Consider the following 22,267-nt stretch of genomic DNA (forward strand, 5'->3'; position numbering starts at 1 on the left):
CGGTTTCGTCAGGAAAGGTAGAGATTAGCCGTTCGCAAGAACGGAGGCAGCCGAACTTGCGTTCTGCTTGCGGGTGCCCGCCTGGTTGGCGCTGCAGGCGCGGGCGTACTCGCCCAGGCACTGGCCGATGCGGTGCTGCACCAGCGCGCTGGGGGTGTTGGCCAGCCGGCCTTCGCGCACGGCGCGGTACTGCTCGGGCAAGTACTGGCTGAGCAGTACCAGCGGCGGCGCCTGCCGTTCCAGGTTGGCGAACAGGGTCTGCACCGCCTGCAGCAATGCGGGCTCGCCCCAGTAGTAGCGGCAGCGGTCGCTGAAGGAGAAGCGGCGCAACAAGCGCAGTTCGGCTTCGTCGCCCTGGTAGTAGGGCTGCCAGTACTTCGGCTGCGCCTGCATCACCTCATCCAGTACCTGCGGCAGGCGCGAGCACTGCGCCGCTGGCAGCAGGTCGGCCTCGATGGCGGCCAGCGCGAACAGCGCCTCGCGGTACGCGAAGGTCGCCGCCGGGCCCACCTTGAGGATGGCGAAGTGGTCGCGCACCAACGCGTGCAGGCCGCTTTCGCGCTGGTAATCGGTGGAATGCGCTTCGAACACGATGCGCGGCTGCTGTTCGAGGAAACCGGCCAGCGCATCGGCTGCCGCCGGGTCGTACTCGTGCACGCTGCTGTGGTCGAAATCCACGCCCGGCTGCACCACCATCGCGATCACCCGCTGCCACGCATCGCGCAGCTGCGGCGTATCGAAGGCGTGCTGGTGGATGGCCAGCGTCTGCGCGGCGGCGGCCGGGGTGGTCACCTGCAGGCCGCCGGCCAGCGAGGCTTCGCCACCGGGCACCGGCACTTCGGTGCCGATGACATAGACCGGCGGCGGCAGGCCGTGCCCGGCGGCGGTGCGCTCGGCGATCTCGGCCAACTCGGCCGAACGTGCGGCGACGATCGCATCGGGCAGCGGCACCGGGTCGTCGGCGCAGGACATGCTGCAGTCCAGGTGGATCTTGTGGAAGCCGGCGGCCACGTAGGCCTCGATCAGCACGCGCGCATGGGTCATGGCTTCGGCGGCCGGGCGCTTCTGCCAGGCGTTCGGGCCAAGGTGGTCGCCACCGAGGATCAGCCGCTCGCGCGGGAAGCCTTCTTGATCGGCCAGCGCGCCGACGTAATCGCGGTACTGCGGCGGGGTCATGCCGGTGTAGCCGCCAAACTGGTCGACCTGGTTGGACGTGGCTTCGACCAGCAGCACGGTGCCGTGCGCCAGCGCCACGTGCATGGCCGCGCGCAGCACCTGTTCGTTGCTGCAGCAGACGCTGTACAGGCCGACATTGGCACCGGCGCGGTGGGAGGCAAGCAGGGTCTGCAGCGGGGACATGGTCAGGCTCCGGTCGATCAGGAAAACGAGGGTTGGCAGGCCAGCAGCGCGGCACCGCGCGCACCACCGGCATCGCCGAAGCGCGGCGGTACGATGGGCGGCACCTGCGCGCCGTTGAACAGATGCGCGGCGACGGCGGCGGGCAGCAGCTGGTACAGCGGCGCGTACTGCGAAAGGCCGCCGCCGAGCACGATCACGTGCGGGTCCAGCGCCAGCACCAGTGCGGCCAGGCTGTGGCCGAGCAGGTCGCGGTGGATGTCCAGCGCCTGGCGGGCGCGTGCATCGCCGGCCTCGGCCAGGGCGATCACCGCGCTGGCATCGCGCGCGCTGCCACCGAGATGGCGTTCGATCATCGCCACGCCGCTGCCGGACACGTAGCGCTCCACGCAGCCCTGCAGGCCGCAGCCGCAGTCCAGCAGCGGCAGGCCGTGGCGCTGCAGCAGGTGGCCGGGCACGCTCCAGTGGCCCCATTCGCCGGCCAGGCCGTTGAAGCCGGTCAGCAGGCGGCCCTGCAGGCAGAAGCCACCACCGGCACCGGTGCCGAGGATGGCGCCGAACATGCTGGGGTAGCCATCGGCGGCGCCACCATGCGCCTCGGACAACGCAAAGCACTGCAGGTCATTGCCGAAGTGCAGCGGACGCTGCAGGCGGGCCTGCAGGTCGTGGGCGACGCACTGGCCGGTCAGCGCCGGCACGTTCGCGCTGAGCTGGCGGCCACTGCGGCGGTCGCGCACGCCGGGCAGGGCGATGCCGATGGCGGCGTCACTGCGCCCCAGCGTGGCATCGGCCTCGGCCACCAGTGCAACGACGGCCTGCAGGAAACCGCCGTAGTCGCCCTGCGGCGTCGCCACGCGGCGGCGCCAGGTGACCTGCATCGCCGCATCGCACGCCACCAGCTCGATCTTGGTGCCGCCGATGTCGATGCCGTAGCAGGCATGGGCGATCAGCTCAGCCATGGTGGATGGTGACGCCCTGGACGACGCGGTTGACGGTGCCGTCCGGGAACGGATTGTCCGGGGTCAGGCCCAGCGCGGCCGAGCGCTGCAGCGCGAACAACTGGGCGAAGCCCAGCCACACCGGCGCCAGCCACGGGTCGTCCAGTGCCGGCACGGTCAGCGTGTGCTCGTCGTCCGCGCCGATATCCGCATGCGGGCCGATCGCCAGCACCTGCCCGGCCACGCCGTCGCGGCGCAGTTCTTCCAGCAGGTCCTGCTCGTAGCGGCGTGCCAGCGGCTGCACGCTGCGCAGCACCACCACCAGGGTGTCGCCATCCAGCGTGGACTTGGGGCCGTGGCGGAAGCCGAGCGGGGTATTGGCCAGCGCCAGCACGCGGCCAGCGGTCAGTTCCAGCACCTTCAGCGCGCACTCGCGGGCCAGCGCTTCCAGCGGTCCGCTGGCCAGGTAGATCACCCGGTTGAACGGGCGCTGCGCCAGTGCCGCCACCGGCGCATCCCACTGTGCCAGGCCTTCGCGGCCCAGCGCGGCAATCTGCTTCAGGCGTGCGCTGCGCGCCTCCCACGGCGAGCGGTCGAACACGGTCAGCGCGGCCAGCAGCATGCAGGTCAGGCTGCTGGTCATGGCAAAGGCACGGTCGCAGCTGGCCGAAGGCATCAGCAGGGTGAAGGTATCGCTGCGGCCGGCACCACGGCGGGCCAGTTCGCCGTCGGCATTGCAGGTGATGTCCAGGAAACGGGCGTCGGCCACGTCGGCGCGCACGCGGTCGACCGCAGCCACGCTTTCCGGGCTGGAGCCGCTGCGGCCGAACGACACCAGCAGGGTGGGGCGGTCGCGCTGCAGGTACAGCGCCGGGTGGGTCAGCAGGCTGGTGGTATGCACCACGCGCACCTCGGCCGGCCACTGCGCGTTGATCGCATCGGCCACCATTTCGGCGATGAAGCCGGAGCTGCCAGCGCCGGTGAACAGCACGCGCTGGTTGGGATCGTTGAGGCTGTCGCCGAGGAAGGCCTGCAGGCGGTCGCGGGCACGCGACAGGTCCTGCGCAAGGGCTTCCCACAGCGCCGGCTGCTGGGCGATTTCGGTAGCGGTATCGGCTCCGCCCCGGCGCTGCCAGGCGGACACATCGGAAAGCAGGGTGACGTCCATTCGGAGGTTCCAGTTGGGCCAGCGCACCATCAGTGTTTTCTTTCGAAATGTCAAACATCGAAAGCAAAAAGAAAGAAATGGCTTGACGCAGCTTGCTCGTGAACAGGTGGATCCAGAAACGCAAGAACCGGCCGAATGCCGTATCGCACAATGCTTAACAGGGGTTTGCAAGCGCTTACACAAAGTATTGCAACGCAACAACTTTCGTTTCTAACAAATATATCTTCCTTTTTCCTTTCAATTTATTGACATCTTTCGAATCCCTGCCCTAGAGTCGGCCGCAACTGCTTTCGAAACGCCCGGTGAACGGGTTGGGAGTTCGTGTGGAGAACCGCATTCGTCGCTCGCCGCTGCTGCTGGCCCTGCTGCCGGCATTGATGCTGGCAGCGACATCGGCCCAGGCCGAGCCGGTCGGCAACCTGCGTTCGGTCAGCGCCAGTGACAGCCGCGACGGCGTGCACGGCTGGGACCTGCAGACCGACAGCGGTGCGCGCATCCGCATCGAACTGCCGGCCGCGGACATCCTCCGCGTGCAGGCTGGCCGCAAGGGCACGCTGACCGGGGCCGGTGACAAGGCCGCGCCGATCGTGCTGCCGCAGCCCAAGGCGAACGTGCGGGCGCAGCTGGAAGAAGACGCGCAGGAGATCCGCGTGCGTACCGACGCGCTGGTGCTGCACGTGCAGCGGCAGCCGCTGCGCCTGCGCCTGGAGCGCCTGGACAACGGCCAGCCCACTGCGCTGTGGCAGGAACTGCAGCCGCTGGACCTGGATGCCACGCAGAGCGTGCAGGTGCTCTCTTCGCAGGCCGATGAAGGCTACTTCGGGGGTGGCCAGCAGAACGGCCGCTACCAGTTCAAGGGCCGCGAGCTGGAGGTGTCCTACTCCGGCGGCTGGGAAGAAGGCGATCGCCCGAGCCCGGCGCCGATGCTGCTCAGCAGCCGTGGCTGGGGCATGCTGCGCAACACCTGGAGCGATGGCAGCTACGACCTGCGCCAGGCCGACCAGGCCACCCTGCTGCACCGCGAAGACCGCTTCGATGCCTACTACTTCGTCGGTGCCGACCTGCCGAAGCTGATCGAACGCTACACCCAGCTGACCGGCCGCCCGAACATGGTCGCGCGCTGGGCGCTCTCCTACGGCGATGCCGACTGCTACAACGACGCCGACAACAGCCGGAAGCCCGGCACCGTGCCCGAAGGCTGGAGCGACGGCCCGACCGGCACCACGCCGGATGTGATCGACAGCGTGGCCAAGCAGTACCGCGAACATGACATGCCCGGCGGCTGGATCCTGCCCAACGACGGCTACGGCTGCGGCTACCAGAAGCTGCCCGAAACCGTGCAGGGGCTGGCCAAGTACGGCTTCCACACCGGCCTGTGGACCGAGAACGGCGTGGACAAGATCGCCTGGGAAGTGGGCAAGGCCGGCAGCCGGGTGCAGAAGCTGGACGTGGCCTGGACCGGCAAGGGCTACCAGTTCGCGATGGATGCCAACCGCCAGGCCTTCAACGGCATCCTCGACAACTCCGATTCGCGCCCGTTCCTGTGGACGGTGATGGGCTGGGCCGGCATCCAGCGCTACGCGGTGGCCTGGACCGGCGACCAGAGCAGCAGCTGGGATTACATCCGCTGGCACGTGCCGACCCTGGTGGGCTCGGGCCTGTCCGGCATGGCCTACGCCAGCGGCGACGTCGATGCGATCTTCGGCGGCAGCGCCGAGACCTTCACCCGCGACCTGCAGTGGAAAGCGTTCACCCCGGTGCTGATGGGCATGAGCGGCTGGTCGTCGAACGCGCGCAAGCATCCGTGGTGGTACGACGAGCCCTACCGCAGCATCAACCGCGATTACCTGAAGTTGAAGATGCGCCTGACCCCGTACATGTACGGGCTGGTGCACGAGGCCGCGCAGACCGGTGCACCGCCGGTGCGTGGCCTGATGTGGGACAACCCGCGCGACCCGCACGCGCAGGATGAAACCTACAAGTACCAGTTCCTGCTCGGCCGCGACCTGCTGGTGGCGCCGGTGTACCGCAGCCAGGCGGCCAGCCGTGGCTGGCGCCGCGACATCCACCTGCCGGCCGGCGGCTGGATCGACTACTGGGATGGCCGCCGCGTGCAGGCCGGGGCCGAGGGCCGCCAGCTCGACCGCCAGGTGGACCTGGCCACGCTGCCGGTGTTCGTGCGCGCCGGCGCGATCCTGCCGATGTATCCGTCGATGCTGTTCGACGGCGAGAAGCCCCTCGATGAAGTGACCTTCGACCTCTACCCGCAGGGCGATGCGCAGTACACGCTGTACGAAGACGACGGCACCACGCGCCGCTACCAGAACGGCGAATCGAGCACGCAGGTGGTGCGCGTGCAGGCCCCGGCGCAGGGCAGCGGCCCGGTGCAGGTGCAGATCGACGCGGTGCAGGGCAGCTACAACGGCCAGCTGGCACAGCGCCGCTACGGCCTGCGCGTGCTCAGCCGGCAGGCGCCGCGTGCGGTGCAGGCCGGTGGCCGCGCACTGCCGGCGCTGGCCGATGCGGCGGCGTTCAACAGCGCCAGCGAAGGCTGGTACTTCGATGCGAAGGACCGCCGCGGCACCCTGCATGTGCGTACCGCCAAGCAGGACATCCGCCAGCCGCTGCAGCTGCAGCTGGATTTCGCCGTGGCCGCTGCGGCTGCCGACGATGCCTTCCCGGCCGCGCCGGTGCTGGGCCGCGAACTGCCGGCCGACAGTCTGCTGGTGGTCAATCGTCCGGCCGAAGAACCGGGCCATGCACTGGAAAATGCCTTCGACGATGACCCCGGCACCTGGTTCCGCAGCGTGCGCAACCAGGCCGTGCGCACCGGTGCCCACGAGTGGGTGGTCGGCTTTGGCGAGCGCAAGATGATCGACGGCATCGAGATCGCCCCGCGCAACGACAAGAACTGGAAGCACGGCCAGGTCCGCGACTACGAGGTCTACCTGGGCGACAGCAACGGCGAGTGGGGCGAGCCGATCGCCCGTGGCCGCCTGCAGTTGAAGGAAGGCGTGCAGCGCATCGACTTCCCGGCCCATGCTGGCCGCCTGCTGCGCTTCCGCGTGCTGAGCGTGCAGAACCCCGAAGGCGACGGCGCCAGCAGCACCGATCCGATGGTCACCGCCGCACAGGGCAGCGCACGAGCCTTCGATGCACTGCAGCCGCGCGATGTCGGCCCGATCGCGCTGTCCACCTTCCACATCCTCGAACACCAGGAACCGGAGCGACCGGCCCGGCAGCAGTATCTCTCCGAGCTGCCGGTGCCGGCCGCGCTGGCCAGCCAGGTGCGCGCCGACCAGTCCTTCCGTGGCGACGCCGGCCTGCGCATGAACGGCCTGCAGTTCCGCCGTGGCCTGGGCGTCGGCGGCAACAGCCGCATCGACCTGCGCCTGCAGGGCGGCTGGCACCTGCTGCGCGCCGATCTTGGCATCGATGACGCCTGCCGCGCCGCCGGTGGCCTGCAGTTCCAGGTCTGGGGCGATGGCCGCCTGCTGTACGACAGCGGCCTGGTGAAGGCACCCGGCGTGGTCAAGCCGGAACTGGACATCCGTGGTCTTTCCGCCCTGAGCCTGCGCACGCTGGGTGCGCAGGGCAGCCAACCCGCCCAGGTCTGCGCCAACTGGGCCAACGCCGTGCTGATCGGCCAGGAGGGCGACTCCGCCAGCATCGTCGCCCCATGACCCCCACGTAACACCGCTCCTCCCCCGCCCATTCCGACTACGGCTTCCGAGCCGTGGCCCGGGAGCGTTTTGCCCGCCAATCGCTTTCGCGCCGCCCACCCGCGCCGCACCCCTGCCAGGAGAGAACCCCGATGTTGCCCGCACGCCACGCCCGTCCCCCCTGTCGCTCGATCGCTCCGCTGTCGCTGGCCATCGCCGGCGTGCTGTTGTCGATCGCCCTGCCTGCTGCCGCCCAGGACAGCAAGGACAACGCCACCGACCTGGCCCGCATCGAGGTCACCGGCTCCAACATCCGCCGTACCGACGTTGAAACCGCATCGCCGGTGCAGGTGATCAGCAAGCAGGACATCCAGAACATGGGTGCGCGCACGCTGCTGCAGGTGCTGGACAACCTGCCGGCCGCGCGGCCCGCGCAGCAGGATTCGCGCTCGCTGTTCACCGGTTCGGACGGTGCCTCGCAGGCCAACCTGCGTGGCCTCGGCGCACAGGGCACGCTGGTGCTGCTGAACGGCCGCCGCCTCTCGTACTACGGCGCACCGGCGGGCTTCCAGACCCAGTTCGTCAACATCGATGCGATCCCGGCGGCAGCCATCGAACGCATGGAAGTGCTGACCGACGGCGCCTCGGCGGTGTACGGCACCGATGCGGTGGCCGGCGTCATCAACGTGATCACCAAGCGCAACTTCCAGGGCGCGGAGATCAACTTCACCAACGACACCTCCTCGCGCATCGACTCCTACGGCGAACGCCAGGCGAGCATCACCGCCGGCTTCGGTGACCTCACCGAGAACCGCTTCAACGTCTACGCCGCGGTGAACATGTACCGCCGCGACGCGATTCCGCTCAGCGATTTCTACGACAAGCGGCCCAGCCAGTACTACGTCAACAACCCCAACTACCTGACCAACCTGCGCCTGGGCGTAGGCAGCAAGCCGGGCCAGTTCAACCCGGGCACGTACTTCGCCTTCGACCCGGTGACCGGCCGCCGCGTGCAGGAAGCCGCACCGGGCTGCCAGAACGTGCTGCAGGGCCAGGCCGCCGGCCCCAGTTGCGTCTGGGAAACCTGGATGAACAACGAGATCGATGCCGGCGCCAAGTCCGAGCGCAACACCGCCTACCTCAACGGCACCTTCCTGGTGGGCGACAACACCGAGATCTTCGCAGAGGCCACCTACACCGACATCGACCTGCGCGCCAACGGCGGCACGCCGCGCACCTACGGCACCACCACCGGCAACCCGACCAGCTGGTTCTCGCGTGATACCGGCACCTCGGTCAATCAGTTCCTGTACCCGTACCTGGGCCCGAACAACGAGTACAACCACGCCAGCCCCGAACTGAAGGCGATGATGGGCGGCGTGGTCGGCCTGCAGTACCTGCTGCAGGATGCCGGCGCCAACTACTTCGGCCAGCGCAACACCGACCAGAGCTACCGCGTGCTGACCGGTGCGCGTGGCAACGTGGGTGACTGGAACTGGGAAACCGCCTTCGCCACCGCAGGCACGCACTCCACCACCTACCAGACCATCAACGTCAACCTGAAGGGCTTCGAGAAGGCCTTTGGCCCGTACTCGGTGGATCCGGGCACCGGCCGGGTCATCATTTCCGACCACCCGGCGTACAAGTTCGGTGAGATCAGCGAGGCCAACGCCGCGCTGATCCGCGAAGCCTTCCCGACCTTCGACATCCAGTCCTGGACCCGCCTGCACACCCTGGATGGCAAGATCGAAGGCCCGCTGTTCCAGCTGCCCGCCGGCGAGATGCGCGCAGCCTTCGGCTTCAATGCCAGCCGCGAAACCTTCTACACCCCGGGCAACCCCGATGCCGCCGCCGGCCTGATCACCCAGCAGGGTGGTTCGTGGTTCGACGGTGCGCGCAACACCTATGCGCTGTTCGCCGAAACCGTGGCACCGATCACCGACAAGCTGGAACTGGATGCGGCGCTGCGCGTGGACAAGTACCCGAACTTCAGCGCCAATGTCGCGCCGAAGATCGGCTTCAAGTACCAGGCTTTCGACCAGTTGATGCTGCGCGGTACCTATTCCACCGGCTTCCGTGCGCCCAGCCTGGCCGAGTCGGGCAGTGGTGGTGTGTTCGCCCAGCTGGGCGGTTACCGCGACGAGGTGCGCTGCGCCGAGACCAACGCCATCGCCGACCTGCTGCGGCAGTCGCAGCGTGCCGGTGACGTGGACCTGGGCAAGAGCCTGGCCAACGTCGACTGCAGCCGCACCGTCGCCCGCATGACCCAGCCCAACCAGGACCTGAAGCCGGAGAAGGCCAAGATCGCCACCCTGGGCTTCGTCTACGAGCCGGCCAGCTGGCTGTCGGTGTCGGCCGATTACTGGTTCATCTACCGCAACAACGAGATCGTCGCCCCGGATTTCAGCCGCGACACCGACATCATCTCCTCCAGCCGTTCGCCGATCACCGACGCCGACCGCGCCAACCTGGCCCAGCTGGCGGCGATGTGCGCCGACCCGGCCAGCGGCGTGAGCTGCCCGGCCGTGCTGCCCGGCTACAGCGTGGGCAACGTGGCCAGCGTGGTGGGCCAGTACAAGAACCGCGGCAAGACCCTGGTCGATGGCTTCGACGTGGATGCGCGCAGCCGCTTCTCGCTGGGTGAATGGGGCGGGCTGAACGTGGGCCTGGCCGCCACCATCGCCAACCGCAACCGCTACTACATGGATGACGAAAGCGGCTGGTACTACGGCGACGTGGTGGGCTACTACAACAACCCGCGCCTGCGCGCCACGCTCAACGCCGACTGGACCTACAAGCAGGTGACCACCAGCATGTTCGTCAACTACGTGGGCGGCACCAAGTGGGCCCGCGACCGCGTGGACGAAGTGGACAACAACAAGGACACCTGCACCGCCGGCTTCCTTGCGCTGGAGGCCAGCAAGTGCGATGGCGCGCCGTCGTGGTGGACCGCCAACCTGAGTGTCACCTGGCGCCCGGATGACGCCTGGAACCTCAGCTTCACGGTCAAGAACCTGTTCGATCGCCTGCCGTTCTACGATCCGAACAGCTTCCTGGGCGATTCCAGCGACTACGCCACCATCTTCGGCCGCGGCTACAGTGTGACCGTCGGCTACCGGTTCAAGTAATTCCGTTCGTGTGACCCTGGTGCGCCGGTCGTGGCCGGCGCACCTTCAAGAGGAGAGTGTTTGCCATGAAGCGTAGGGAGTTCATCGCGGCCAGTGCCGCCGTCGCCGCCAGCAGCCTGCTGCCGCAGACCCCCGCCTGGGCGGCAGGGCGCAAGGTGCGCCTGGCCCTCATCGGTACCGGCATGCGCGGCCTGGTGCTGCTGAAGGAGCTGGTGCGCCGGGATGATGTGGAGGTGGTCGCGCTGTGCGACATCGAGCCGATCATGCTGGGCCGCGCCGTGGACATGGTGGCCAAGGCCGGCAAGGCCGCGCCGAAGACCTACGGCCAGGACCGCGACACCAACGCGTGGAAGCGCCTGCTGGAACAGAAGGGCATCGATGGCGTGGTCATCGCCACGCCGTGGGAATACCACGCGCCGATGGCGATTGCCGCGATGCAGGCCGGCGTGGCCGTCGGCTGCGAAGTGGTGGCCGGCATCACCCTGCAGGACCACTGGGACGTGCTGAAGACCCAGCTCAACACCGGCACGCCGTACATGCTGCTGGAAAACGTCTGCTACCGCCGCGACGTGATGGCCGCGCTGCAGATGGTGCGGCAGGGGCTGTTCGGCGAACTGGTACACCTGCAGGCCGGCTACCAGCACGACCTGCGCGGGGTGAAGTTCAATTCCGGCGATCCCAACCAGCCCTACGACAGCGGCGTGGAGTTCGGCCCCAAGGGCTGGAGCGAAGCGCGCTGGCGCACCGAGCATTCGGTGCAGCGCAACGGCGAGCTGTACCCCAGCCACGGCATCGGCCCATGCGCGATGTACACCGGCATCAACCGCGGCAACCGCTTCACCCACATCAACGCGTTCGCCACCAAGGCGCGTGGCCTGCACGACTACACCGTGGCCAAGAGCGGTGGCACCACCCACCCCAGCACCAAGGTGAAATTCAAGCTGGGCGACATCGTGACCACCACGCTGGCCTGCGAGAACGGCGAGACCATCCTGCTGCAGCACGACACCTCGCTGCCGCGCCCGTACTCCATGGGCTTCCGCGTGCAGGGCACCAAGGGCCTGTGGATGGACGTGAACCATTCGATCCACATCGAAGGCCGCAGCCCGCCGCACCAGTGGGAAGAGTTCAAGACCTACCAGGACCAGTACGAACACCCGCTGTGGAAGCAGAACGCCGACACCGCGGCCAGCGCCGGCCATGGCGGCATGGACTGGTTCGTCATCCACGCCTTCGTGGAAGCGCTGAAGGCCAAGGCACCGATGCCGATCGACATCTATGACGCGGTGACCTGGAGCGCGATCACACCGCTGTCCGAGCAGTCGATCGCCAACGGCTTCCAGACGCTGGAATTCCCGGATTTCACCGCCGGCGCATGGAAGCAGCGCAAGCCGATCTTCGCCTTCGACGGCAAGTACTGATCTGTGCCCCCACGGTAGCGCCGGGCCATGCCCGGCGTTGCTGTCTGATCCGGCGTAGCGCCGAGCCCACGCTCGGCCGCCAGCGCACAGCGGGTAGAGTCGAGCTTGCTCGACTGTCTCGGAGGCAACGCTGGACCATGCAAGGCGTTGCCGCCCGGTGCGGCGCATTTGCATCTGTAGAGCCGAGCCCACGCTCGGCTGGCCTTTGCTGCCCACCAGCGCGCACCCGGTAGAGTCGAGCTTGCTCGACTGCTCCTGCAGCCGCCCCACTACACTATGGCTCCCACCACCGGCAGAGCCTCACACCATGCCATGGCAGAAGATCAGCGACCAGCCGGACCAGCGTTTCCTCGGTCCGTTCCGCATCGAATTCTGGCGCCTCCACGAGGGCCGGGTGTTCCACCAGGGCCGGCTGCTGCGCAAGGCCGATGCAGCGAGCTTCGAGTTCATTCCGGCGCACTTCTTCATCCGGCGCGATCCGCATGCGGTCTACCACGCGTGGACCCGGCAGACCTCCATCGACCGCGACAGCTTCCGCCAGTGCGGCGCGTACTGGCTGGACGACCATGCCGTCTACTTCGAGTACGAGACCTCGCTGAAGGCGCTGGCCGGGGCGGATTGCACGACGTTCCGCGATCTCGGTGGCGGCTACGGGGCCGATGACCAGGGCGGCTGGCATTGCGGCAGGCGGATGAAGCACTGCCTGCGCGGAGACCTGCTGCAGGGGGTGATGACAGCAACGTCTACTGCGACGGGAAGCCGCTGCCCGGTGTGGATCGCGCGCGTTGGCAGCTGCTGGACGGGTGCTTCTCGGGTGATGGCAGCCGGGTCTACTACCTGGAACGGAAGCTGCCGCGGGTGGATGCAGCGACGTGGCGCTGGCTGGAAGGGGGCTGGTCGCGGGATGCGACACAGTTGTTCACCCTGCATCTGGTGGAGAAGGATGCCGGGGTGCGGGCGCTGCATGGGTTTGAGTGACTGGGGCCGACGCGCGGGCGATCGGCCATGGCGCTGTGCCGCCAGCTGAAGCGCCTGGCGGTGGGGCTCTGGGAGCCGGGATGCTGCTGGGGGCGACCTGCTGGAAGGGGGGGGGGCCTGCAAGGGCAGACGTGAGCAGGGGAAGATGGCGCGCCCGGAGGGATTCGAACCCCCGACCAATGGCTTCGGAAGCCACTACTCTATCCGGCTGAGCTACGAGCGCGTTGTTGAGCTGTCGCGGCGCCATGAACGTCCGTGGCGCCGCAGCGCAGCGCGATGGCGCGATGCGGATGAGGGAGTCTACCTTAGAGAAGAAAAAATTTCGATGTCTCCTGCTCAGAGCAGCAAAGCGCAATCGGTTGCATGGCCGTGGCCAGCCTCGCGCCAAAACCAGCCTAGTGCCCGATACTGACAGTACGGTAGCCTGATCCTCTCAGCATGCTATTTCTGGAGCGAAAACATCCAAGGCCTTAGCGCTGCTACGGAGCATTCTTACCCGTAACGAGACCGCGAACGTAGTCCATGTTCCAACCGAAGAAGAAAGACTTGGCATCAGCAGACGAAGAGCTGGCCAGTGCTCCACATTTCTCTGGTTCGGCAGCCGTGATCAACGAGACGTAAGGAGAGGCGCCTTTAACATTCTGAGCAGGAATTCCTGCAAACGTAGTGCCGCTTGACCCCGTCAGGGCGTCGGAGCAGAAGCGACCAGAAAGCTTGCTGACAAAGGCCTCTACTGACGCGTCATTCTGGTTCCAAAGCCTGGTCTGAACCAGAAGTGCTGCGATAGAGAATGCAGAGTAGTGAAATGCCATGGTCCCTCTACTTACCTCTGCACTCAACTGTCCAGAATCATTTACATTTTTCTCAGACTGAAGCAGAACCCACTTTGAGAATTGGAGAGGATCATCCGATTTCAAGTAGCGAGCGGAAGACGCAGCGGCAACACCAGCCCAGTAGCAGTGATTATTATGGCAACCACTTTCCCTGAAGAAGGCCGTTATTTCGTGTGTCCGAGTGCCAAGCCATGTGCGGAATTTGGCATCCTGAAGTTTAGGCGCGGATCGAGAATCAGCCTCCAATCCAAGAAGCGAAAAATTTATGGCTGAGATCATCCAACTCTTGTAAAGAATATTGTACTCACCCGAGCCTTCAAGGTAGTTGCTTTCCGCTAACGCATTGAGATGCGTTGTGAGGCAATTTGCGATCTCGTTGCTCGGGCCCTTGCGATAGAGCATTGAGAGGTTAACGATTTTTTTTGCCGGATAACTAACCTCCTCACGCACTCCTGACTGGGCTGCCACGGCGTCTGGATCCAAGGTCGAAGACGTTGGATCAATTCGCTTTGCCATGTAGCGGGTCTTGATGCCCATATCTCCGGCGGACACTTCGACCTTCGGGCAGGAGAATTTACTGGCGGGTGTGGCTGCGTAAACTGTGGGAGCCGTAAGCGCTAGAAGAAGTGTCAAACTCTGCATTCGCATGAGCGTTGCCATTCTGAGTTGAATGCTAGATGGCTAGCTTAGCCCATGCCTTGTTGGCAAAATGTCTACAGCTGCCTGTTGGCATCGTGATCGCAGGACAAATAGTGCCGAATTTGCCTGTAGGCAGCTAGAGTGGACTCCTCTCGAAATCCACTCAGACCGCGAAAACTCTCAGGCGAGTCAGGTTGACACAAAGTTCCTGACCGCGTTCAAGAGCTTTTCCTTCTCTGGCGAGGCCCCTGCACTCGCCGATCGAGAGCCATCTCGAAGTGAATCCACCTGAGCCATCAACTCAGCCAAATCTGTGGCCACAGCTACTCCAGGGTACTTGCCAAATCGCTCCGCCGTATCCATCTGATGATCATTGCGATGTTCGCCCAGGGTGGCACGGCGGGGAACGATCAAGAGCGGCGTACCAAGTTCAAGGGCAGTAATAATGTTGCCCATGCCCGCGTGGGAAATGAAAACCTCGCAGGTAGCGATCAGCTTAATGAATGCTTGTTGGTCTAACGACTTGTGAACTTTCATTGTGGAGGAAATGAAATTATGCTCACCGGCCTGAACAACCACTTCCGTGTCCGGATGTTGATCCGCCCAAGCCTGCATCATTTCCACGAGGCGAGGAAATGGAAGCTGGCTTCCACATGACATGAATATCACAGCAGGCGGCCCTCGTAGCTGGCTCCGGTCACTTCTGCGACATTTTCCCACTGGGTTAAAGTCTTGTGCGCAATGACCTTGGCGATCTTTCCTGAAACTGAAAGTCTCTCGGTGTTGGCGATACTGTCAATCCACATCGTGCGCTTGCCAACCATGCGAGCGCAGGCGAGAGCGAGCAATCCGGGCGCCGCCCCAGTGGATATGACATGTGTGGCATCGCTACTGAGAACGCAGTGAACTATAGCGGGTACGCCAAGAATCATTTTCAAAGGTGTGTCTCGATTGAAGTCCGGAATCTTGTAAAAGCGACGATAGGTGACGCCAGAAACTGCTGTTTCATCTACCGTAGCGATATCCACCTCATAATCAAGTAGACCAGCAAGAAGCTTTGAGGCCTGCACCCAGTGCCCGCCTGAAGATGTGACAAAAAGAACTGAAGAAGGCCTCACGAATTCACCTGTGATGCTTTTAGAGAAATTGCCGGCTTGAGTCGCCGTGTCAGAGGTCTTTCAACGATCAGATATGCTGCACAGCCGGCGATTACGGACGACGCGAATACGATGAAATACAACGCAACGTTGTCATGCATATGCAGGCCTATCTTTCTCAATACAATCGCCGCGACTGATATCACAGCCGAATGGACGAGGTAAATCGAATAGGACGCATCGCCCAGGAACTGCAGCGGATAGGGAACGGACCAATTCTGTGTTTTTTCCAGTCCCGCTATGCCTAGAATCAACAGGCCGAAAGCGGGTGCCAGCAGGAAATGCAGATAGCCATACTCACGATGGAATTCGTGGATGTCGAGGTTGTAGTTCAGGAAGTAATAGAGCAGCAGGCAGGCAGCAGCCATACCTGCGAGCATCGCACCGACGTTCGATACGCGCTTGTAGAGGATGAACACTGCCATGCCGACGAAGAAGTATACGTTCCAAGGCGAGAGAAGGCGAGAATCTACCGCTTCAGTGCCCGAGGCTAGTCCAACGCAGATGGAGGCGAACCAGATACCCAAAAGAGTGAATCCAAAGCGCCTCGAAATGATTAGCAGCGAGAACGCAATGTAGAACTGAACTTCGTAGAATAAAGTCCAAGCTACCTTAAGCGGAGGAACAACTTTGTCAGGAGATATTTGAAACAGTGCATAAGATGAAAGCAAATCCAAGGGCTTTGTTGAGAAGTCGCTAGCTCCCAGTCCCATAAATGCGGCAATCACATAGAGGGTTGTAAATATCCAGTAGGCCGGATAAATACGAAGCGCACGCTTTGAAATGTAATTCTTCAGCCGGTCTACCTGCCCAATGTCCTTCTCATGAGCCATGAGTATGATAAATCCACTCAAGACAAAGAAGAAATTGACACCCATAAAGCCATGACGGGCAAACTGCTCCATTACGACGCCGCTTCCGGGTGAAACCTGCCGTGCGATGATGTAGACATGATAGAAAGCGACCGCGATTGCAGCAAGGCCACGCATGGCTTGAATGGTGCGTATCGAGTTCATGCTGTTATTTGCCTGCAATTTTTACAGTTGCGGTGGCTATCCGCTGATACAAACTTTGAGGAAGGATAATCTGCAAAAAAATTACCGCAGCTATCTTGGGCCCATAGGCGCGCCGCAGAAGAGATCTTCCATAAAGTTGAAGGGCTAGCGGGATCCTTGTGTAAGAAGCTACCCGCGCGCACTGCCATCCTCTATACGCATAATAGCTGCGCGAAGATATTTCGCCGTTCGACTTCATCTTCTCGATCCACTGAAGCAAGGGGGCGTAGTTCTTTTGCTTGGATACACGGCCAGGAATATAGCGGTCATCCATTACGACGAGAGGCTGTTCCAAATATGTGATGTTAGCGCCGGCGTTGGCGCATCTGATCGCAAAGTCAGTATCTTGCGAGGAGGGTAGATTCTCATCGAACCTCACGTGCTTTGCGAGCGGTGCAGCCAAGAACATGGTGGACGTTTGAATCCATCCTGCGTCAGCCATCAAGTACTCATCAATACGCTCCCCGGCGCGCGGGCCTCTCGGTGGCTTGATCCAGGTCCTACTAATACCCCTGTCGACCCTTAGCTGAGTGAAGCACATGAAGTTAGGACGGGGGTCTTTGCTTGCGAAACCGAGCTGAACGCTCAATTTCTCCGGCAGCCAGATGTCGTCTGAATCCAAAAGGGCTATGTACTCTCCGCGGGCCGCATCAATACCCAAATTCCGCGCCGAGCTCGCTCCTCCGTTCTCCTTGCGCAGAACGCGAAAGCGCGAGTCGTATGCGCGAGCAACAAAGCTGACAAGGTCGTCCACATCGGTCGAGCCGTCATCGACTATGAGACATTCAAAATTTCTCTCTGTCTGATCCTTGACGGAATCCAGTGTGGCGGCGATGGACTTTGCGCGGTTATAGACAGGAATGACCACCGAAACAAGTGGCGGTCGTGAGAACTCGGAGCTTTCAGTATGTTCCATCATCAACCCTTATCTTCCCTAAGGCTGCGTTTCGTAACGTTGTATTCTTGGAATGTCAGTATGAGGATGATCGCCATCATTGGCGAAAGCTTTCCGCCAAAGATAAGGCTTGTCATGCCGGTCATTGTGCAGAAAAGCGCAACGTAGAAAGTTGGGCTGAGTCCGTCATGTCCCTGTTTCGTCTTTCTTAGTACAAAAATCTGCGAAAGAAGGTAAATGGAGACTAGAATCGCGCCAATTATCCCGACTTCAAAGTACGACATCACCCAAGTGTTGTGTGCATGCGGCGGACGATAGTTTCCGGTCCAGATATAGTCGTAGATCGGAGAAATGAAGCTGGAATATCCATGGCCAAGCAACGGTCGGGACTCAGCCTCTGCAATCGTTCGCGCCCAAATCAGCGTTCGCCCAGAGAGTGACGCGTCGCTCTCCCCTCTGCTGAAAGTATCCTCCAGATATCCAACCGAAATGGCCACAATCGAGGTAAGGATCACTAGACTGACGATGGAAATTATCCTTATCCTTCCCCGGGTATAGCTAACCATGATTAGTGCTGCGCAGAGCGCAGCATAAACAAGTAGCGTCCGTGTCTGGGTTGCGAGGAGAGTCGCAGCCGAGAATAAAAATACCAGCGTAAGGATCAGCCTACGCTCCTGGGTTCCGCGCGACATTGCACGAGCCAGCCCGGCGAACGACAGCAGCATTGACGAGCCGGCAAGATAGCCCAGCTCGAATTCATGTGACATGATCCCACGCAGTCGCCAAAAACCCTTCTCCTGAAGCGCGTAGCCTGGCGCAACTACCAACGATACCCAGCTGAGGACCATTACAGCCAAGCAAATTCGTACAAATATTACTCTTGTCTGGGCTGGGTCATATCTGGCCCCTCCGATTGATATCAGCAGACACGCAAAAAGCAAGGATGCATTGGATATAGATGCAGATTTGTCGGTTGACCACAATGCGGATGCAAAGCAGAAAGAGGCGTATACCGCGAACGAAGTCGCGAGTGTGGTCGAGACGCGCGACTTCATCTTTGCGATGTTGAATGCAGCGTAGGGAAATAGGATTAAGTATCCGATAATTGTAAGCGGATAATTTACGCGACTATCGCCGATGCGGAACAGCGAGAGCTGTATGCATAGGGAGGCAAGCACAAATACCGTCACATACCAGGCGGTGCTGGAGCTGCTGGTTGCTCGAAGGAGTGGGTAGTCGTACTTCAATGGAAAATTTCCCGCGTGACATCCTTGATTCTGCTCTTCATCATCAGGGCGCTTTTCTGGAAAGCCCGAGCGTACTCCAGGCCTGGCTGTGGAAGGGGTGTGCCGTTCCAAGAGTCCAGTTCAATGCTAATGCAGTTGCCAAGATCAAGAAAAATTCCGGATATTTTCCGGTCCACTTGGGCGCTGATAACTGGGCAAGGAGCGACTCCATTAGAAGCGGCCAGAAGCAATGCATGAAGGCGATTCGAATAGATTACAGAGCAGGTTGAGTAGACCTTGCTTGCTGCGTCAAGGCTATAGGTCACGTCTTCAAAATCACATTTCATACCGAGTGATGATAGGAACTCTTGGAGTTCCAGCATTCCTGGAGTATCACGTGCTACCTGGCTGACCAGCACAATGTCCGTATCGGCCGCGAAGGATGCAGCGATCATTCTCCCAATTTTTTCGATAAGCGCTCGCCCACCCCGGTCTGTGCGGAACGAGAATGCAAGCCTTCTGCCGCTCGCCTTTTCGCTGGCATCAGGAAATATTAAGAACGCCAAGTCGGGCGCTACGCCTGAGTGTGTTATACCGCGCTCACGACAGTACTCGTCTGTCTGGCTGTCACGGACGAAGTGATAGCTGAGGGCGCGCGCGCGACCGCGGACCAACTTTTGGTGGCGAACGCCCAGTTTGTCATATGAAACGCCCATCTGAACTGTCACGATTCCAAACAGTGACATTATTCGGAGAGCTAGATTGTAAACTGTTCCAGATAGATAGGATCCTGTGGATTTTTCGCCATTGATTCCGCCTGGGATCAATGAATAAAACGAGCGAAGACCGTGCATTCGCCTAAGTGCGAGGGCGAGAAAAATCTCTGCCTTTCCTGAATCAAGCTCCGAGTATGGCGCCTTGGTTGACTCCCGAATCTGTTCGGAAAAGTGTGCGGGAATTCCTTTGGCACTAAGGACTACGTTCATGTGCTCGGACATGAGGGCTACGGCCTGTCCAACGATCAGAGCATCCCCAACATTGTCGAATTGGGTCTTGGCGTGCATGTAGCCGACCTTTGGGGAGTGAAGCATCGCCAGTGATTTAATTCGAGAAATTATCACTGGCCACTCCTATTCTTGCCTGGAAGGAATTTTTTCCTCAGGCGGTCAACCGGCAGGTCATCCCATTTGACGAAAATGAAATCACTTGCTCCAATTCCAAAGCGAATCTTGTAGGTTCTGAGGAACATCGCTGAAATAATGATATTTACTACAATGGTGGACGATGCCGCCCCAAGCAGTCCCCATGCCCACGTCATGCTAAAGGTCGCGACGACGTTCAACGCAAGTCCAACCGACAGAATTTTCAGGACGGTGGTTGGAGAGGTTGCCACTGACAAACTTGGAAACAGCATGGTCCAGATGGCGCCGAACAGTGTTCCCACTACCAGTATCGAGAACAGCAGTGAGTGGCCAGCGAAAGACTTACCGAGAACCGTCGGCACGAGAACCCAAGAGAGTGCCACCATCGCGACCGAAATTGCCATAAACACAGCGATTGAAACCCTGACGGACTTTGCTGTGTTGGCAGCTGCCTCCTCTTTGGACGTTGCTCTTACATTGTGTGAAAGCAATACGACGGATATGGCAAGCCCTACCTCCGTCACTACCTCAGTAAGCCGTTGGAGGCCAAAGAAGATTCCGCCATCAGTTAGCGTTGATTCGTAGCTAACGGTATAGAAAGCGAGCTTCTTCGATGCTTGCATAAGCACAACAGCGACCATGAATGGGATGCCGGCTCGAACTAGACGTAAAATGATCGAGAGGCTTGCGGATGCTCCCGGTGCTAAATACTTGGGTGCCTGCTTGACCGCAAGATAGAGCGAACCGAACGCCTGTGAGATCGCCAGCGCCCATATTGCTGTTGACAGTGAAAATTGATTCACCGCCAGCATTAAAAGAGTAAGCGCAACTAGGATGATTCTTGATGCAAGCTCGGTTCGATTAAATGTCTTGATGTCCCCCTGGCCGAGCGACGCGCCCTGCAGCATCCGTTGATGCAACATAAATGCAAGCAATGGTGCGGCCGGAATAGCCGCGGCTGCGGCACTTGTGTTCTCGGGTCCAAATCTAAGATAGATAATGGTTAATGGAACGCAAAGCAGAGCAATGGGTAGCAGCAGCAGGTAAGCGCTTCGTGTGTAATCTGAGCTTGAGTCCGGCTCTTTTCCAATCGAAACTGCAATGGAATTTCTGACGCCCAAGTCAAGAATCGTGGAAAGAATAAGTGTCGTAGTAAAAATATAGCCATAGACGCCCATGTCCGCCAAGCTGAGTTTATTTGCGACGATTGCAAATACCACCAGGTTGGCTGCCTTCCCACCAAATCTTGCCAAAATGGTAAGCAGGAAGTCGCTAGCTTTGCTTGATTTGCTCATCAGACTATTTTCGAGAGGTCGGCAATCATTACCTGGCGAAATCCGTCAACAACTCCGTTGAACGCGATTCGCTGGTGGTTCATGTCCCATGCTGGATGTGGGTCGATGCGGCGAGGGCCGTCCAAGTTTTTTGTGAATATCTTGCAGATGCTGCGCTCTGTGCCTGTTGCTGCATCGATCAGGCGGAGAGGGACATTTCCATGATTGTCCTTGAATCCTTCTGATATATATGAATCGGTCAGGATATGCTTTCCGCTCGAGTGCAGTGTTGGGTGGCCGCTTCCCTTGGCGTCCCCGCCGACTAGAACAATCGAACCATCGCTAGGCGATATGCTGACAAATCGCATCTTTCCGTCGATTTTGAGGTTCATCAGAATTCCGCTACCGTCTGCATTCCAGTTGGGATGATGGCCTCCCTTTCTCCATGCGGAATCCGTAACAACCAGCTGCGCATTCTTGCCATCAAGATCAGTTGTCACTAACTGCAATGCGTGCCCGACTCTGCCGGGAATCTCCTTTATGAAAATAACAAGAAGAAGCCTAGTTCCTGTTGGATCAACCTTTACGTTAAACAGGAAATACTTTCCCCTGCATAGCTTTTCCTGATCGCCAAGTTGGGCCACGATGTCGTGAATTGACGCAACGAGTTCGCACGCGCCTGTTTCGAGGTCGGTTCTCCACAAGCCATTCGACGAACTGCATCGCTCGGGCTCTCTGTACTTATCAAACGGATTTTCGGGAATTCCATATCCCGGTATCAGCGCATTGATCAGTCGAAGGTCGGCGGAGTAGGAATATCTGCGCTCGGGGTCGGTTCCGTACACCGGACCATTTAAATTGGTTCGGTGGCCGCTATCGAGGTCGATTCGGACCGCCTGTGCGGTACCGGCAATGGCGTCATTGCAGAAGAGTGTGCGATCACTTGAGCCCCACTGAACATTTGCTCCAAGCTGGGCCCCCCAGCCGCTGGTCTCATGTACGGTCTTGGTCTCGCCAGTGCGGAGGTCAATGACGCATACCAATGCTTTATCGCCCGGAACAGGTACCCTGTTTATGAATGGTACTCGGGTGACAGCGATGAGATTGCCGGATGGAGAGAACGGACAGACGTCGAAAAATGTCGTCATGTAGTGTCCGTTCGGCGGCGTAACCGTCTTGACTTGGACTCCATCAATCGTGGAGTCGTAGTTGCGAATTGGAGATGTCTCGAGCTTGCCGACGGGATCAGATTCCCAAGGGCTGCGTTGCCATTTCTGGGTCCATACGCCAATAGCAGCTCGCGCGGTGTCGGGAATCGACTTGGCGAGGCGCTTGATCATTCGCAAATTCTGTTTGACTAACATCGGCCTTCAGTGCCTCGCACGTCTCGCTTGG

The 22,267-nt window shown here is 61.1% G+C and carries 16 protein-coding genes and 1 tRNA gene; 4 read left to right on the forward strand and 13 right to left on the reverse strand.

Features of this window, described 5'->3' with window-relative positions:
• Positions 1–24 precede the first annotated feature (24 nt).
• From AC3WL7_RS04235 to AC3WL7_RS04245, 3 genes are read right to left on the reverse strand one after another with little or no spacing between them, the layout of a single operon-like run.
• A complete protein-coding gene (locus tag AC3WL7_RS04235) occupies positions 25–1,359 on the reverse strand; it encodes a D-tagatose-bisphosphate aldolase, class II, non-catalytic subunit (protein ID WP_492749459.1) in 1,335 nt (444 codons plus the stop codon).
• Positions 1,360–1,376: 17 nt separating this feature from the next.
• Positions 1,377–2,315, reverse strand: coding sequence for an ROK family protein (locus tag AC3WL7_RS04240; protein ID WP_492749460.1), 939 nt, complete (start codon positions 2,313–2,315; stop codon positions 1,377–1,379).
• Positions 2,308–3,462, reverse strand: coding sequence for an SIS domain-containing protein (locus tag AC3WL7_RS04245; protein ID WP_492749461.1), 1,155 nt, complete (start codon positions 3,460–3,462; stop codon positions 2,308–2,310). The genes AC3WL7_RS04240 and AC3WL7_RS04245 overlap by 8 nt, the downstream gene beginning before the upstream one ends.
• A gap of 323 nt (positions 3,463–3,785) precedes the next feature.
• Here AC3WL7_RS04245 and AC3WL7_RS04250 point away from each other — a divergent pair, with 323 nt between their 5' ends.
• The 4 genes from AC3WL7_RS04250 (at position 3,786) to AC3WL7_RS04265 (ending at position 12,700) form a co-directional block, all read left to right on the forward strand.
• On the forward strand, positions 3,786–7,145 hold the full coding sequence (locus AC3WL7_RS04250; RefSeq protein ID WP_492749462.1) for a TIM-barrel domain-containing protein: 3,360 nt from the start codon (positions 3,786–3,788) through the stop codon (positions 7,143–7,145).
• Between the two features lie 131 nt (positions 7,146–7,276).
• Positions 7,277–10,252, forward strand: coding sequence for a TonB-dependent receptor domain-containing protein (locus AC3WL7_RS04255; RefSeq protein WP_079224052.1), 2,976 nt, complete (start codon positions 7,277–7,279; stop codon positions 10,250–10,252).
• A 65-nt stretch (positions 10,253–10,317) separates the two neighbouring features.
• Positions 10,318–11,673, forward strand: a complete 1,356-nt coding sequence (locus tag AC3WL7_RS04260; protein ID WP_492749463.1) for a Gfo/Idh/MocA family protein — start codon at positions 10,318–10,320, stop codon at positions 11,671–11,673.
• 307 nt (positions 11,674–11,980) lie between these two features.
• Positions 11,981–12,700 (forward strand): hypothetical protein, encoded by a 720-nt coding sequence (locus AC3WL7_RS04265; protein WP_492749464.1) that lies wholly within the window; start codon positions 11,981–11,983, stop codon positions 12,698–12,700.
• 97 nt (positions 12,701–12,797) lie between these two features.
• Here the strand turns inward: AC3WL7_RS04265 and AC3WL7_RS04270 are convergent.
• The 10 genes from AC3WL7_RS04270 to AC3WL7_RS04315 form a co-directional block, all read right to left on the reverse strand.
• Positions 12,798–12,874, reverse strand: a tRNA-Arg gene (locus AC3WL7_RS04270).
• A gap of 256 nt (positions 12,875–13,130) precedes the next feature.
• Positions 13,131–14,021, reverse strand: a complete 891-nt coding sequence (locus AC3WL7_RS04275) for an alginate lyase family protein (protein WP_492749465.1) — start codon at positions 14,019–14,021, stop codon at positions 13,131–13,133.
• Positions 14,022–14,312: 291 nt separating this feature from the next.
• A complete protein-coding gene (locus tag AC3WL7_RS04280) occupies positions 14,313–14,738 on the reverse strand; it encodes a glycosyltransferase (protein ID WP_234458291.1) in 426 nt (141 codons plus the stop codon).
• Between the two features lie 50 nt (positions 14,739–14,788).
• On the reverse strand, positions 14,789–15,241 hold the full coding sequence (locus tag AC3WL7_RS04285) for a hypothetical protein (protein WP_200732225.1): 453 nt from the start codon (positions 15,239–15,241) through the stop codon (positions 14,789–14,791).
• A complete protein-coding gene (locus AC3WL7_RS04290) occupies positions 15,238–16,296 on the reverse strand; it encodes an acyltransferase family protein (RefSeq protein WP_200732226.1) in 1,059 nt (352 codons plus the stop codon). The genes AC3WL7_RS04285 and AC3WL7_RS04290 overlap by 4 nt, the downstream gene beginning before the upstream one ends.
• A gap of 4 nt (positions 16,297–16,300) precedes the next feature.
• Entirely contained in the window at positions 16,301–17,251 is a 951-nt protein-coding gene (locus tag AC3WL7_RS04295) for a glycosyltransferase family 2 protein (RefSeq protein ID WP_492749466.1), read from the reverse strand.
• Positions 17,252–17,253: 2 nt separating this feature from the next.
• Positions 17,254–17,997: an O-antigen ligase family protein gene (locus tag AC3WL7_RS04300; RefSeq protein WP_492749467.1), complete on the reverse strand. Its 744-nt coding sequence runs from the start codon at positions 17,995–17,997 to the stop codon at positions 17,254–17,256.
• Positions 17,998–18,473: 476 nt separating this feature from the next.
• Positions 18,474–19,520, reverse strand: a complete 1,047-nt coding sequence (locus AC3WL7_RS04305) for a polysaccharide pyruvyl transferase family protein (protein WP_492749468.1) — start codon at positions 19,518–19,520, stop codon at positions 18,474–18,476.
• A gap of 53 nt (positions 19,521–19,573) precedes the next feature.
• Positions 19,574–20,893, reverse strand: coding sequence for a lipopolysaccharide biosynthesis protein (locus AC3WL7_RS04310; protein ID WP_492749469.1), 1,320 nt, complete (start codon positions 20,891–20,893; stop codon positions 19,574–19,576).
• Positions 20,893–22,212, reverse strand: a complete 1,320-nt coding sequence (locus AC3WL7_RS04315) for a TolB family protein (RefSeq protein WP_200732231.1) — start codon at positions 22,210–22,212, stop codon at positions 20,893–20,895. The genes AC3WL7_RS04310 and AC3WL7_RS04315 overlap by 1 nt, the downstream gene beginning before the upstream one ends.
• Positions 22,213–22,267: the final 55 nt, after the last annotated feature.

The organism is Stenotrophomonas sp. FW305-3-2-15-E-LB1, from assembly GCF_058787375.1.